The sequence below is a fragment of the Pseudomonas lundensis genome, from assembly GCF_015377145.2.
In the GTDB taxonomy this organism is placed as follows: domain Bacteria; phylum Pseudomonadota; class Gammaproteobacteria; order Pseudomonadales; family Pseudomonadaceae; genus Aquipseudomonas; species Aquipseudomonas lundensis.
Genome location: NZ_CP062158.2, coordinates 1,726,499 through 1,740,449 on the forward strand (window position 1 = coordinate 1,726,499; position 13,951 = coordinate 1,740,449).

The 13,951-nt window shown below is 56.4% G+C and carries 10 protein-coding genes; 9 read left to right on the forward strand and 1 reads right to left on the reverse strand.

Annotated features, from left to right (window positions below; genetic code table 11):
* Nucleotides 1-252: 252 nt before the first annotated feature.
* The 8 genes from IF654_RS08330 to IF654_RS08365 all read left to right on the forward strand — a co-directional run bounded on the left by IF654_RS08330 (nucleotide 253) and on the right by IF654_RS08365 (nucleotide 11,343).
* A complete protein-coding gene (locus IF654_RS08330) occupies nucleotides 253-3,084 on the forward strand; it encodes a 2-oxoglutarate dehydrogenase E1 component (protein ID WP_047274264.1) in 2,832 nt (943 codons plus the stop codon).
* Between the two features lie 39 nt (nucleotides 3,085-3,123).
* A complete protein-coding gene (gene odhB, locus IF654_RS08335) occupies nucleotides 3,124-4,344 on the forward strand; it encodes a 2-oxoglutarate dehydrogenase complex dihydrolipoyllysine-residue succinyltransferase (RefSeq protein WP_047274266.1) in 1,221 nt (406 codons plus the stop codon).
* Between the two features lie 106 nt (nucleotides 4,345-4,450).
* Nucleotides 4,451-5,887 carry a dihydrolipoyl dehydrogenase gene (gene lpdA, locus IF654_RS08340; RefSeq protein ID WP_047274268.1) on the forward strand — a complete coding sequence of 479 codons (1,437 nt, stop codon included), beginning with the start codon at nucleotides 4,451-4,453 and terminating at the stop codon, nucleotides 5,885-5,887.
* Between the two features lie 226 nt (nucleotides 5,888-6,113).
* Nucleotides 6,114-7,280 (forward strand): ADP-forming succinate--CoA ligase subunit beta, encoded by a 1,167-nt coding sequence (gene sucC / locus IF654_RS08345; protein ID WP_047274270.1) that lies wholly within the window; start codon nucleotides 6,114-6,116, stop codon nucleotides 7,278-7,280.
* Nucleotides 7,280-8,161 carry a succinate--CoA ligase subunit alpha gene (gene sucD / locus IF654_RS08350; protein ID WP_016780174.1) on the forward strand — a complete coding sequence of 294 codons (882 nt, stop codon included), beginning with the start codon at nucleotides 7,280-7,282 and terminating at the stop codon, nucleotides 8,159-8,161. Before sucC ends, sucD begins: the two co-directional genes overlap by 1 nt.
* A gap of 577 nt (nucleotides 8,162-8,738) precedes the next feature.
* Nucleotides 8,739-10,052, forward strand: coding sequence for a branched-chain amino acid transport system II carrier protein (gene brnQ / locus IF654_RS08355; RefSeq protein ID WP_047274274.1), 1,314 nt, complete (start codon nucleotides 8,739-8,741; stop codon nucleotides 10,050-10,052).
* 152 nt (nucleotides 10,053-10,204) lie between these two features.
* Nucleotides 10,205-10,945 carry a DUF599 domain-containing protein gene (locus IF654_RS08360; protein ID WP_194862595.1) on the forward strand — a complete coding sequence of 247 codons (741 nt, stop codon included), beginning with the start codon at nucleotides 10,205-10,207 and terminating at the stop codon, nucleotides 10,943-10,945.
* Entirely contained in the window at nucleotides 10,942-11,343 is a 402-nt protein-coding gene (locus tag IF654_RS08365) for an MAPEG family protein (RefSeq protein WP_047274278.1), read from the forward strand. Before IF654_RS08360 ends, IF654_RS08365 begins: the two co-directional genes overlap by 4 nt.
* Before the next feature lie 67 nt (nucleotides 11,344-11,410).
* On the opposite strand, the gene IF654_RS08370 is transcribed toward IF654_RS08365, so the two are convergent.
* Nucleotides 11,411-11,689, reverse strand: coding sequence for a hypothetical protein (locus IF654_RS08370; protein WP_047274280.1), 279 nt, complete (start codon nucleotides 11,687-11,689; stop codon nucleotides 11,411-11,413).
* A gap of 336 nt (nucleotides 11,690-12,025) precedes the next feature.
* On the opposite strand from IF654_RS08370, the gene htpG reads away from it, so the two are divergent.
* Complete coding sequence (gene htpG, locus IF654_RS08375; RefSeq protein WP_047274282.1) at nucleotides 12,026-13,930, forward strand: molecular chaperone HtpG; 1,905 nt, start codon at nucleotides 12,026-12,028, stop codon at nucleotides 13,928-13,930.
* Nucleotides 13,931-13,951: the final 21 nt, after the last annotated feature.

The following is a 13,951-nucleotide window of genomic DNA, read 5'->3' on the forward strand; positions in this document are numbered from 1 at the left end:
CTCTACCGTAGATCGCTGTAACCGAAGATGCTGCGGCGCAGGCTTCAACCGGCGCCGTAGTTTTAACCTGAGCAGCAGCTCACAAAGTTGCGGCTCTTATTTTGAAGAAATGAGACCAGCAGGGGCATCCGGGCTGGTACCCGGACTATCAGCGTGATCCTAAGTGGCTTGTTTTAGTCGCTGTATTCGGACTTTCTCAAGCATGCTCTGGTGTTCTCGTCGATGGTGTCCCCTAACCGAGGGTGACCAAGCATGCAAGAAAGCGTGATGCAGCGCATGTGGAACAGCGGCTATCTTTCAGGTGGTAACGCTGCCTATGTGGAAGAGCTCTACGAGCTCTACCTGCACGACCCTAACGCTGTGCCAGAAGAATGGCGCACCAAATTTCAGACGTTGCCGACTGACGGCAACTCTGCCAACGATGTTTCGCACTCCACAATCCGCGACCATTTCGTGCTGCTGGCAAAGAACCAGCGCCGCGCCCAACCGGTTTCCGCCGGGAGCGTGAGCAGTGAGCACGAGAAGAAGCAGGTTGAAGTGCTGCGATTGATCCAGGCCTATCGGATGCGCGGCCACCAGGCAGCCCAGCTTGATCCGCTGGGGCTGTGGCAGCGTCCTGCACCTGCAGACCTGTCGATCAATCATTACGGCTTGACCAATGCCGATCTTGATACGACCTTCCGTGCCGGCGACCTGTACATCGGCAAAGAGGAAGCGAGCCTACGCGAAATTCTCGAAGCGTTGCAGCAGACATATTGCCGCACCATTGGCGCAGAGTTCACGCACATCGTCGATTCCGAGCAGCGCCACTGGTTTGAACAGCGCCTCGAAAGCGTGCGCGGCCGCCCAACGTATTCGGCTGAAGTCAAAAGCCATCTGCTTGAGCGCGTCACGGCTGCCGAAGGTCTGGAAAAATACCTGGGCACCAAATACCCGGGCACCAAGCGTTTCGGCCTGGAAGGTGGCGAGAGCCTGATTCCTTTGCTGGACGAGCTGATCCAGCGTTCGGGCAACTACGGCACCAAAGAAATCGTCATCGGCATGGCCCACCGTGGTCGTCTGAACGTATTGGTGAACACCTTCGGCAAAAACCCGCGCGAGTTGTTCGACGAGTTCGAAGGCAAGAAAAAGATCGAGCTGGGTTCCGGTGACGTTAAATACCACCAGGGCTTCTCCTCCAACGTCATGACCTCCGGTGGCGAAGTTCACCTGGCCATGGCGTTTAACCCGTCCCACCTGGAAATCGTTTCTCCAGTGGTTGAAGGGTCTGTACGTGCACGCCAGGATCGTCGTAACGACAAGACGGGCGACAAGGTTCTGCCGATTTCCATCCACGGTGACGCTGCGTTCGCAGGTCAGGGCGTGGTCATGGAAACCTTCCAGATGTCGCAAACACGCGGCTTCAAGACTGGCGGTACCGTACACCTGGTGATTAACAACCAGGTGGGCTTCACCATCAGCAACCCGCTGGACTCGCGTTCCACCGAGTACTGCACCGACGTCGCGAAAATGATTCAAGCGCCGATCCTCCATGTCAATGGTGATGATCCGGAAGCCGTCATGTTCGTGACCCAGCTGGCTATCGACTACCGCATGCAGTTCAAGCGTGACGTCGTGATCGACCTGTTCTGCTACCGCCGTCGCGGTCACAACGAGGCCGACGAGCCAAACGGCACTCAGCCGCTGATGTATCAGCAGATCGCCAAACAGCGCACCACCCGTGAACTGTATGCCGACCGTCTGACTCAGGAAGGTGTGGTTGACACAGATCGCGTTCAGGCCAAGATCGACGAATACCGCAACGCGCTGGACAACGGTCTGCATGTGGTAAAAAGCCTGGTCAAAGAGCCTAACAAAGAGCTGTTCGTAGACTGGCGTCCGTACCTGGGCCATGCCTGGACTGCGCGTCACGACACGCGTTTTGATCTCAAAACCCTGCAAGAGCTGTCGGCCAAGCTGCTGGAAATTCCAGAAGGCTTCGTCATGCAGCGTCAGGTGTCGAAGATCTACGAAGACCGTCAAAAAATGCAAGCCGGTGGCCTGCCGATCAACTGGGGTTATGCCGAAACCATGGCATACGCGACCCTGGCGTTCGAAGGTCACCCGATCCGCATGACGGGTCAGGACATCGGCCGCGGTACGTTCTCGCACCGTCACGCCGTGTTGCACAACCAGAAAGACGCCAGCACCTACATTCCGTTGCAGCACCTGTACGAAGGTCAGCCTCGCTTTGACCTGTACGACTCGTTGCTGTCGGAAGAAGCGGTATTGGCGTTTGAATACGGCTACTCGACCACCACGCCAAACGCGCTGGTGATCTGGGAAGCCCAGTTCGGCGACTTCGCCAACGGTGCGCAGGTTGTGATCGACCAGTTCATCACCAGCGGCGAGCACAAGTGGGGTCGCCTGTGCGGTCTGACCATGTTGCTGCCACACGGTTATGAAGGTCAGGGCCCCGAGCACTCCTCGGCACGTCTTGAGCGTTACCTGCAGCTGTGCGCCGAGCACAACATTCAGGTGTGCGTACCGACCACTCCGGCACAGATCTACCATCTGCTGCGCCGTCAGGTCATCCGTCCGCTGCGCAAGCCGCTGGTGGTACTGACGCCGAAGTCGTTGCTGCGCCACAAACTGGCCGTGTCGACCCTCGAAGATCTGGCGGAAGGTTCGTTCCAGACCGTTATCCCGGAAATCGACGCGCAGGATCCGGCGAACGTCGAGCGCATCGTCCTGTGTAGCGGCAAGGTCTACTATGATCTGCTGGAAAAACGCCGTGCCGAAGGTCGTGAAGACATCGCCATCGTGCGTCTTGAGCAGCTGTATCCGTTCCCTGAGGACGACTTGATTGAAGTCCTGGCTCCGTACAAAAACGTCAAACACATTGTTTGGTGTCAGGAAGAGCCGATGAACCAGGGTGCCTGGTACTGCAGCCAACATCACATGCGCCGCATCATTGGCGGTCACGACAAGTCGCTCGTACTTGAGTACGCGGGCCGTGACGCTTCTGCTGCACCTGCTTGTGGTTATGCATCGATGCACGCCGAGCAACAGGCCAAACTGTTGCAAGACGCGTTTACTGTTTAACGCCTTCGCGCACTGAACCGAATTAAAGGAACCACGAACATGGCTATCGAGATTAAAGCCCCAACTTTTCCGGAATCGGTTGCCGACGGCACCGTTGCCACCTGGCACAAGCAACCGGGCGACGCTGTAAAGCGTGATGACCTGATTGTTGATATCGAGACCGACAAAGTTGTGCTGGAAGTACTGGCCACCGCTGATGGCGTACTGGGCGCAATCGTCAAGAACGAAGGCGACACCGTTCTGTCTGACGAAGTGCTGGGCTCTATCGTTGAAGGCGGCGCGGCGGCTCCAGCTGCACCGGCCGCTGCTGCTCCTGCCGCTCAGGCCGCTGCACCTGCTGCTGATGGCGAAGATGACCCGATCGCTGCACCGGCTGCGCGCAAAATTGCTGAAGAAAACGGCATCAACATCGCTTCCGTTGCCGGTACTGGCAAAGGTGGTCGTGTGACCAAGGAAGACGTCGTTGCTGCTGTAGCGGCCAAAAAAGCCGCGCCTGCTGCTGCACCTGCCAAAGCGGCTGCGCCTGCTGCAACTGCACCGGTATTCGCTGCTGGCGACCGCGTTGAAAAACGCGTTCCGATGACCCGCGTTCGTGCCACTGTGGCCAAGCGTCTGGTTGAAGCGCAGTCCAACATGGCGATGTTGACCACCTTCAACGAAGTGGACATGACTGAAATCATGGCACTGCGTTCGAAGTACAAGGACCTGTTCGAGAAGTCCCACAACGGCGTGCGTCTGGGCTTCATGTCGTTCTTCGTGAAGGCCGCCACTGAAGCGCTGAAACGCTTCCCGGCTGTCAACGCTTCGATCGACGGTTCCGACATCGTTTACCACGGCTACGCAGACATCGGCGTTGCCGTGTCCAGCGACCGCGGCCTGGTAGTGCCTGTTCTGCGTAACGCAGAGCTGATGAGCCTGGCGGAAATCGAAGGCGGCATCGCTGCCTACGGCAAAAAAGCCCGTGACGGCAAACTGTCGATTGACGAAATGACCGGCGGTACGTTCACGATCACCAACGGTGGTACTTTCGGTTCGATGATGTCGACCCCGATCGTTAACCCGCCGCAAGCTGCGATCCTGGGCATGCACAACATCCTTCAGCGTCCTATGGCCGTCAACGGTCAGGTTGTCATCCGTCCGATGATGTACCTGGCTCTGTCTTACGATCACCGCTTGATCGACGGCAAAGAAGCTGTAAGTTTCCTGGTAGCAATCAAAAACCTGCTGGAAGATCCAGCGCGTCTGCTGCTGGATATCTGATAGAAGCAGCCATGAGCTGCAAGTCTGAAGCCTGCGGTCGTTCGCGACCTGGCTTTGGCTTGCAGCTCGCGGCTTGAAGCTTGTCGCTAAAAGAGGATTCTTTTACATGTCTCAGAAATTTGACGTTGTAGTGATTGGTGCGGGCCCTGGGGGCTACGTTGCAGCCATCAAGGCCGCTCAACTGGGCCTTTCGACTGCTTGCATCGAAAAATACACCGACAAGGAAGGCAAACTGGCGCTGGGCGGTACCTGCCTGAACGTTGGCTGCATTCCATCCAAGGCGCTGCTGGACAGCTCCTGGAAGTACCACGAAGCCAAGGATGCATTCGCCATCCACGGTATCAGCACCGGTGAAGTGAAGATGGACGTGCCAGCGATGGTAGGCCGTAAGGCCAACATCGTTAAAGGTCTGACTTCCGGCGTTGCAACCCTGTTCAAGGCCAACGGTGTGACGTCCCTGCAAGGTCACGGCAAATTGCTGGCCGGCAAGAAAGTTGAACTGACCAAGCCTGACGGCAGCGTTGAAATCATCGAAGCCGAGAACGTGATTCTGGCTTCGGGTTCGCGCCCGATCGACATTCCGCCAGCTCCAGTTGATAACAACGTCATCGTTGATTCGACCGGCGCCCTGGAATTCCAGTCCGTACCCAAGCGTCTTGGCGTGATCGGTGCTGGTGTGATCGGTCTGGAGCTGGGTTCGGTATGGTCGCGTCTGGGTGCTCAGGTGACGGTTCTTGAAGCCCTGGATACTTTCCTGATGGCGGCTGACGCTGCTGTGTCCAAGGAAGCCTACAAAACCCTGACCAAGCAAGGTCTGGACATCAAACTGGGCGCCCGCGTTACCGGTTCCAAGGTTAACGGCGAAGAAGTCGTTGTGACCTACACCGACGCCAACGGCGAACAGACCATCACCTTCGACAAGCTGATCGTAGCGGTAGGCCGCCGTCCGGTGACCACCGAGCTGCTGGCAGCCGACAGCGGCGTGACCATCGACGAGCGCGGTTTCGTGTTTGTTGACGATCATTGCGCCACCAGCGTACCGGGCGTATACGCCATTGGTGACGTAGTGCGCGGCATGATGCTGGCTCACAAGGCTTCCGAAGAAGGCATCATGGTTGTCGAGCGCATCAAAGGTCACAAGACCGAGATGAACTACGACCTGATTCCATCGGTTATTTACACTCACCCGGAGATCGCGTGGGTCGGTAAAACCGAACAGGCCTTGAAAGCTGAAGGCGTTGAAGTTAACGTCGGCACCTTCCCGTTCGCCGCCAGTGGCCGTGCCATGGCAGCAAACGACACCGGTGGCTTTGTAAAAGTCATTGCTGATGCCAAAACTGACCGCGTACTGGGCGTCCACGTGATTGGCCCGAGCGCAGCAGAGCTGGTACAGCAGGGCGCTATTGGTATGGAATTCGGCACCAGTGCCGAGGATCTGGGCATGATGGTTTTCTCCCATCCAACCCTGTCCGAAGCGTTGCACGAAGCAGCGCTGGCAGTGAATGGCGGCGCCATCCACATTGCCAACCGTAAGAAACGTTAAGACCAGACAATAAGAAACCACGGCGGTTTGCCCGTCGTGAGCCTTGCTCGCAAGCCTCACCGCGGAACTTCCGCCGGACGCAGTCTTGTCCCGTTTCAATCAGGCCCGACTCCGCCCACGCGGGTGTCGGGTTTGTTGAAACAGTGCAAGCAGCAGTCACAGGTGGTGCGGCACTAATAAAAGTGCAGCGCCGAATGCGCAGTACCTAACGAAGACGGTAAAAAGCATGAATCTTCACGAGTATCAGGGTAAGCAGCTGTTCGCTGAATACGGCCTGCCAGTATCCAAGGGTTATGCAGTAGACACCCCGGAAGCGGCCGCAGAAGCATGCGACAAAATCGGCGGGACCGAATGGGTTGTAAAAGCCCAGGTTCACGCAGGTGGTCGCGGTAAAGCGGGCGGTGTAAAGCTGGTTCGCAGCAAAGAAGACGCTAAAGCATTCGCACAACAGTGGTTGGGCAAGCGTCTGGTGACCTACCAGACTGACGCCAATGGTCAGCCGGTCACCAAGATCCTGGTTGAATCGTGCACTGATATCGCTAAAGAGCTGTACCTGGGCGCTGTCGTTGACCGTTCGAGCCGCCGTATCGTGTTCATGGCTTCCACCGAAGGTGGCGTGGACATCGAGAAAATCGCGCACGACACTCCTGAAAAAATTCTTAAAGCCACGATTGATCCACTGGTTGGCGCTCAGCCATTCCAGGGTCGTGAGCTGGCTTTCCAGCTGGGTCTGGAAGGCAAGCAGGTTTCCCAGTTCGCCAAGATCTTCGTAGGTCTGGCCAAACTGTTCCAGGACCACGATCTGGCCCTGCTGGAAGTGAACCCGCTGGTTATCAAGACTGACGGCGATCTGCACTGCCTCGATGCGAAAATCAACATCGACGCTAACGCCATGTACCGTCAGCCGAAGCTGAAAACTTTCCACGATCCGTCTCAGGACGATCCGCGCGAAGCGCACGCTGCCCAGTTCGAACTGAACTACGTAGCGCTGGAAGGCAACATTGGCTGCATGGTTAACGGCGCTGGCCTGGCCATGGGCACCATGGACATCGTCAACCTGCATGGCGGCAAGCCTGCCAACTTCCTCGACGTTGGCGGCGGTGCTACCAAAGAACGCGTGACTGAAGCGTTCAAGATCATTCTGTCCGACAGCAATGTTGCCGCAGTACTGGTCAACATCTTCGGCGGCATCGTTCGTTGCGACATGATTGCCGAAGGCATCATCGGTGCAGTGAAAGAAGTCGGCGTTAAAATCCCGGTGGTTGTGCGCCTTGAAGGCAACAACGCTGAACTGGGCGCTAAAGTACTGGCAGAAAGCGGCTTGAACATCATCGCTGCTACCAGCTTGACCGACGCTGCTCAACAAGTTGTCAAAGCTGCGGAGGGCAAGTAATGAGCGTCCTGATCAATAAAGACACCAAAGTTATCTGCCAAGGCATCACCGGTTCGCAGGGCAGCTTCCACACCCAGCAAGCCATTGAGTACGGCACCAAAATGGTCGGCGGTGTGACGCCGGGCAAAGGCGGCACCACTCACCTGGACCTGCCTGTTTTCAACACGGTAAAAGAAGCAGTAGCGGCGACTGGCGCAACAGCCAGCGTTATCTACGTACCGGCTCCGTTCTGCAAGGACTCCATCCTTGAAGCGGCGTTCGGTGGCATCAAGCTGATCGTGTGCATCACTGAAGGCATTCCTACCCTGGACATGCTGGACGCTAAAGTTAAGTGCGACGAGCTGGGCGTGACCCTGATCGGCCCTAACTGCCCAGGCGTGATCACGCCGGGCGAATGCAAAATCGGCATCATGCCAGGTCACATCCACTTGCCAGGCAAAGTAGGCATCGTGTCGCGTTCCGGCACCCTGACTTACGAAGCCGTCAAGCAGACCACTGACGCCGGTTTCGGTCAGTCGACCTGCGTGGGCATCGGTGGTGACCCGATTCCTGGCTCCAACTTCATCGACATCCTGAAGCTGTTCCAGGAAGACCCGAAGACCGAAGCGATCGTGATGATCGGTGAGATCGGCGGTTCGGCTGAAGAAGAAGCGGCTGCCTACATCAAGGCAAACGTGACCAAGCCGGTTGTTTCCTACATTGCCGGTGTGACTGCCCCTGCAGGCAAGCGCATGGGCCATGCGGGCGCAATCATCTCCGGCGGCAAGGGCACTGCAGACGAGAAGTTTGCTGCTCTGGAAGACGCAGGTGTTAAAACCGTGCGTTCGCTGGCAGACATTGGCAAGGCTCTGTCCGAGCTGACTGGCTGGGCTATCAAATAAGCCACGTGCTTGATTGAGTGCTACACCAGACAAAGGCCACCTTCGGGTGGCCTTTGTGCGTTCAGGCCCCGGGACTTTGAAAAGCCGCCGTTAAACAGACGTCAGGCTGTAGCCTTCGTGGGGGCTGGTCGCTTCAGGTTCGGCTGCACAGGAATGCTACCTCCCAGGCATTGCGTTCGATTGAGGCGTTCAATAGCGTCTTTGACGGGGCGAAGTTCCCTCGAAGCAGCGTCGTGCTGATCGCCATCAGCGACAAATCCCGTACAACCTGTTGCCGGACTCCCAGCCGTTTAGTGAATGGGTGCGTAGGTTGTTATGTGCTGCCATGTAGGAAAAGCACACCAAGGCGAATTTCGATGTCATCAAAGCGACAACTGCATGCGTTCATCGGACAGAACGCCCTGCAACAGTGCGTTGCAGGAAAAAAATGGGTAATCTGACGGCCAATTCTGCGTTCGCATCCCACAAGGAAGCCACGCGCTAGACGGGTTGGACTTATACAGTTCGACAGCATTTCCCACATCCGCACGGGAAATTCCCCCTCTAAATTCCGATTCAGTAGTGTGGTATTTCCGTAATGAAAGTATTGAAAGGCCAGGACATCCTGGCACTTGGGTTTATGACGTTTGCCCTGTTCGTTGGGGCTGGCAATATCATTTTCCCGCCGATCGTTGGCCTGCAAGCCGGACCGAATGTCTGGATTGCCGCGTTGGGCTTTCTGATCACCGCTGTAGGCCTGCCAGTCATCACCGTTGTGGCGCTGGCGAAAGTCGGCGGTGGCATGGATGCGCTGAGCAGTCCGATCGGTAAAATCGCCGGTGGCTTGTTGGCTGCTGTTGCGTACCTGGCGGTAGGTCCGCTGTTCGCGACCCCGCGTACGGCCACTGTATCGTTTGAAGTCGGTCTTGCGCCCCTGACCGGGGAAAGCCCGCTCGCGCTGTTCCTGTACAGCTCGGTGTACTTCCTTATCGTGTTTTTCGTTTCACTGTACCCAGGCCGTCTGCTGGACACCGTGGGGCGTTTTCTGGCGCCGCTGAAAATCATCGCGCTGGCGATCCTCGGTATCGCTGCATTTGCATTGCCGGCGGGCGACATTGGCGTGGCCACCCCGGAATACGTTGCAGCGCCGTTCTCCCAAGGGTTCATCAATGGTTACCTGACCATGGACACGCTGGGCGCCCTGGTATTCGGCATCGTGATCGTTAACGCCATCCGCTCCCGTGGCGTGGAATCGCCCAAGCTGATTACCCGCTATGCCATCATTGCGGGCCTGATTGCAGGCGTCGGTTTGGCACTGGTGTATGTCAGCCTGTTCCGTCTCGGCTCGGGCAGTCATGAAGTTGCCGCCGGCGCCACCAACGGCGCGGCGGTGCTGCACGCGTACGTTCAGCACACCTTCGGCTCGCTGGGCAGTGGCTTCCTTGCCGTGTTGATTGCACTGGCTTGCCTGGTGACAGCAGTGGGTCTGACCTGTGCCTGTGCCGAGTACTTCAGTACTGTTCTGCCACTGTCCTATAAGGCTCTGGTGGTCATACTGGCCTTGTTCTCGCTGGGCGTGTCCAACTTGGGCCTGACGCAGTTGATCGCGTTCTCCATCCCGTTGCTGACAGCGATCTACCCGCCGTGCATCGTGCTGGTGGCGCTGAGTTTCTGCAAAGGCCTGTGGCATGCTCAAGCCAGGATTGTAGGCCCGGTCATGCTGGTGTCGTTCATCTTCGGTTCCATTGACGCACTCAAAGGCGCTGGCATGGCGGGCTGGATTCCGACCCAACTGGTCAACATGCCGTTCAGTGAGCAAGGTCTGGCGTGGCTGGTGCCTTCGCTGGTCGTTCTGCTCGGGGCGGTGATTTGCGACCGCATGCTGGGCAAGCGTCACGAAGCCTTGGCGTGATTGTTCAGTCCGCCAAAAGCGGGCGATGAACCGATCAAAATGCCCTGTATCAATTTGATACAGGGCATTTTTTATGGGCGTGCCTTTTTGCTGGCCAAAGCGTCGAACGAACGTGCATAACTCTCACCTTCACGTGCGCTTCGGGAAACCCCATGTCGTTCATTCAGTCAAATTGGACTCATCTTTTAGCCGCTCTCTGGTTTGTCGTGTGCTGGGGTGGCTACACCCGCTATGCCACCTGGAAAGCGCACGACACGGCTTGTCTGGCCAGTGTGCTGCACTTGTATCGAAAGGACTGGATGCGCCGCATGCTGCTGCGCGACAACCGCATTGCCGACGCCAGCGTGATTGGCAATCTGGAGCGCAATGCATCGTTTTTTGCTTCCAGCACGTTGATCATCCTGGCGGGTATTCTGACCGTGCTGGGTGCATCGGAGCGGGCAGTGTCCCTGTTGGCCGACATCCCGATGGTGCAACAAGCGTCGCAGGGCATGTCTGAAATCAAGTTGTTGTGCCTGGCACTGGTGTTCGTCTATGCCTTTTTCACCTTTAGCTGGTGCATGCGCCAATACAACTTTGCCGCCATCCTCATTGGCTCGGCGCCCATGATTGGCGAGCGCGATGTGGCGGAACAAGAGCGCAAGGCGTTTGCCTTGCGCGCCGCCAAAGTGATTTCGATGGCGGCCAACCAGTTCAACTTTGGCCTGCGTTCGTATTACTTCGGCATGACCATGCTGGCGTGGTTCGTCAGCCCGTGGTTATTCATGCTCATGAGTGCGGGTGTCGTCGTGGTTTTATACCGACGCGAGTTTCATTCCGACGTGTTGAGTGTCATGGTCTACACCCCGACTGAGGCGCTATTGCCTGAGCCAAACAAGGACGCAACCCCATGAGTATTCCGTTCTGGTGTGTGTTTATCAGCGCGTTGCTGATTTTTATTGCACGCATACCCGTAGCAAAAGCCATGAAAGAGCAGGGCGGTTATGACAACCAATTGCCCCGTGAACAACAGGCACGTTTGACCGGTTTGGGGGCTCGGGCTCTGGCGGGGCATCAAAACAGTTTTGAAGCCTTCATGCTGTTTGCCGCCGCTGTATTGATGGCACACACCACCCAGACTCAGGGCTTTGTGATTGACACTTTGGCCATCGTTTTTGTCTGTGCGCGGTGTGTGTTTTTGCTGTGCTATTGGGCAGATCTGGCGTGGCAACGCTCCGTGGCCTGGGTGGTCGGAATGCTTTGCACGCTGTTGTTAATGTTGAGCCCGACGTTCAAGACGCTGTTGCTCTGATCGGTCAAATTGCAGACAAAGTAAAGCCCGCATCAAGCGGGCTTTCTTTTGCAGCCAAGTAAAGGAATTACTTGGTAGCAGGAGCGGCTTCTGGAGCAGCCGGTGCAACTGGAGCAGCCGGAGCGGCTTCTTCAGCAGCAGCTTTGTTCGATTCAGCTTGAGCTTTAGCCGCTTCAGCGTTCTCTTTTGCTGCTTCGTTTACTTTGTCTTGTGCTTCATTCATTTTTTCTTGAGCTTGCTCGGAGTGTTGAGCAGCATCTTGTGCTTTGTCTTCGGATTTTTTGTCGCAAGCAGCGAGACCGAGGGAAGCAGCCAACATCAAGGCAACAGCGAAAGTCTTACGCATGGGGTGTTTCTCCTTATTGAGTATATCTACCGGCCGTTTGAGCACAGGCCGATAGCTTAAGTTCCTTGGGTGTGCAGATATATAAATGCACGCCGCGCGCGAATTCTACGCAGTCACCGGCGGACAAGCCAAGCACATTAGTAATGGCCCGGTAATATCGTCGTAATGCCCTGTATAGAGAGGCTCGACACGGTGCAGCAACCGGAGAAAAGCAATGGGTCCGTTTTGATTCAAAACACAGGCCTTGAAATTTCGATGCCAGCCCCAACGTTCATGACATCCCGCCGCCAACCCTCTAGGGCGTGGCTCATGCCATCAAATTGGAGTTTTATAACAATGAGCGTGGAAACTCAAAAGGAAACCCTGGGCTTCCAGACCGAGGTCAAGCAACTGTTGCACCTCATGATCCATTCGCTGTATTCCAACAAGGAAATCTTCCTTCGCGAATTGATCTCGAACGCCTCCGACGCTGTCGACAAATTACGTTTTGAAGCGCTGTCCAAGCCAGAACTTCTGGAAGGCGGCGATGAACTTAAAATCCGTGTGAGCTTCGACAAGGACGCCAAGACCGTCACCCTCGAAGACAACGGTATCGGCATGAACCGTGACGACGTCATCACCCACTTGGGTACGATTGCCAAGTCCGGCACAGCCGATTTCATGAAAAACCTCTCGGGCGATCAAAAGAAAGATTCGCACTTGATCGGTCAATTCGGCGTGGGTTTCTACTCCGCCTTTATCGTCGCTGACAAAGTCGACGTGTTCAGTCGTCGTGCCGGTACACCTGCCAGCGAAGGCGTGCACTGGGCGTCCAAAGGCGAGGGCGAGTTTGAAGTTGCCACGATCGAAAAACCTGAGCGCGGCACCAAGATCGTTCTGCACCTGAAGTCCGGCGAAGAAGAGTTCGCCGATGGCTGGCGCCTGCGCAACATCATTAAAAAGTACTCTGACCACATCGCCTTGCCGATCGAGCTGCCAAAAGAACAGGCCGCTGCAGAAGGCGAAGAAACGCCTGCGCTGGAATGGGAAACCGTTAACCGCGCCAGCGCCTTGTGGACCCGTCCTCGCACTGAAGTCAAGGACGAGGAATATCAGGAGTTCTACAAGCACATCGCCCATGACTTCGAAAACCCGCTGGCCTGGAGCCACAACAAGGTCGAAGGCAAGCTGGAATACAGCTCGTTGCTCTATGTGCCTGCCCGCGCTCCGTTTGACCTGTACCAGCGTGAAGCGCCTAAAGGCCTGAAGCTGTACGTACAGCGCGTATTCGTCATGGATCAGGCTGAGTCCTTCCTGCCGCTTTACCTGCGCTTCATCAAAGGCGTGGTCGATTCCAACGACCTCTCGTTGAACGTGTCGCGTGAAATCCTGCAAAAAGACCCGATCATCGACTCCATGAAGTCGGCGCTGACCAAGCGTGTCCTGGACATGCTGGAAAAACTGGCGAAGAACGAGCCCGAGAAATACCAGGGCTTCTGGAAAAACTTCGGTCAGGTGATGAAAGAAGGCCCGGCTGAAGATTTCGCCAACAAAGAAAAAATCGCCGGTCTGCTGCGCTTCGCGTCTACCCACGAAGAAGGCGGCGAGCAGACGGTTTCCCTGGCGCAATACCTTGAGCGTGCCAAAGAAGGCCAGGACAAGATCTACTACCTGACCGGTGAAACCTACGCTCAGGTCAAAAACAGCCCGCACCTGGAAGTCTTCCGCAAGAAAGGCATCGAAGTGCTGCTGTTGACCGACCGTATTGATGAGTGGCTGATGAGCTACCTCAGCGAATTCGACGGCAAAACCTTTGTTGACGTAGCCCGTGGCGACCTCGATCTGGGCAATCTGGACTCCGAAGAGGACAAGAAAGCCGCAGAAGAAGTGGCCAAGGCCAAAGAAGGTTTGGTAGAGCGCATCAAGACGGCCTTGGGCGACAGCGTCAGTGAAGTGCGTGTATCGCACCGTTTGACGGACTCCCCGGCCATTTTGGCCATTGGCGAGCAGGATCTTGGTTTGCAAATGCGTCAGATCCTTGAAGCCAGCGGTCAGAAAGTGCCGGATTCCAAGCCCATTTTCGAATTCAACCCGGCTCACCCGTTGATCGAAAAACTGGATGCGGAACAGAGTGAAGAGCGTTTCGGCGATCTGTCGCACATCTTGTTCGACCAGGCGGCACTCGCGGCAGGCGACAGCCTGAAAGATCCGGCGGCCTATGTCCGTAGACTCAATAAGTTGTTAGTTGAGTTGTCCGTGTAAGACGTCTATAAAAACCCGCTT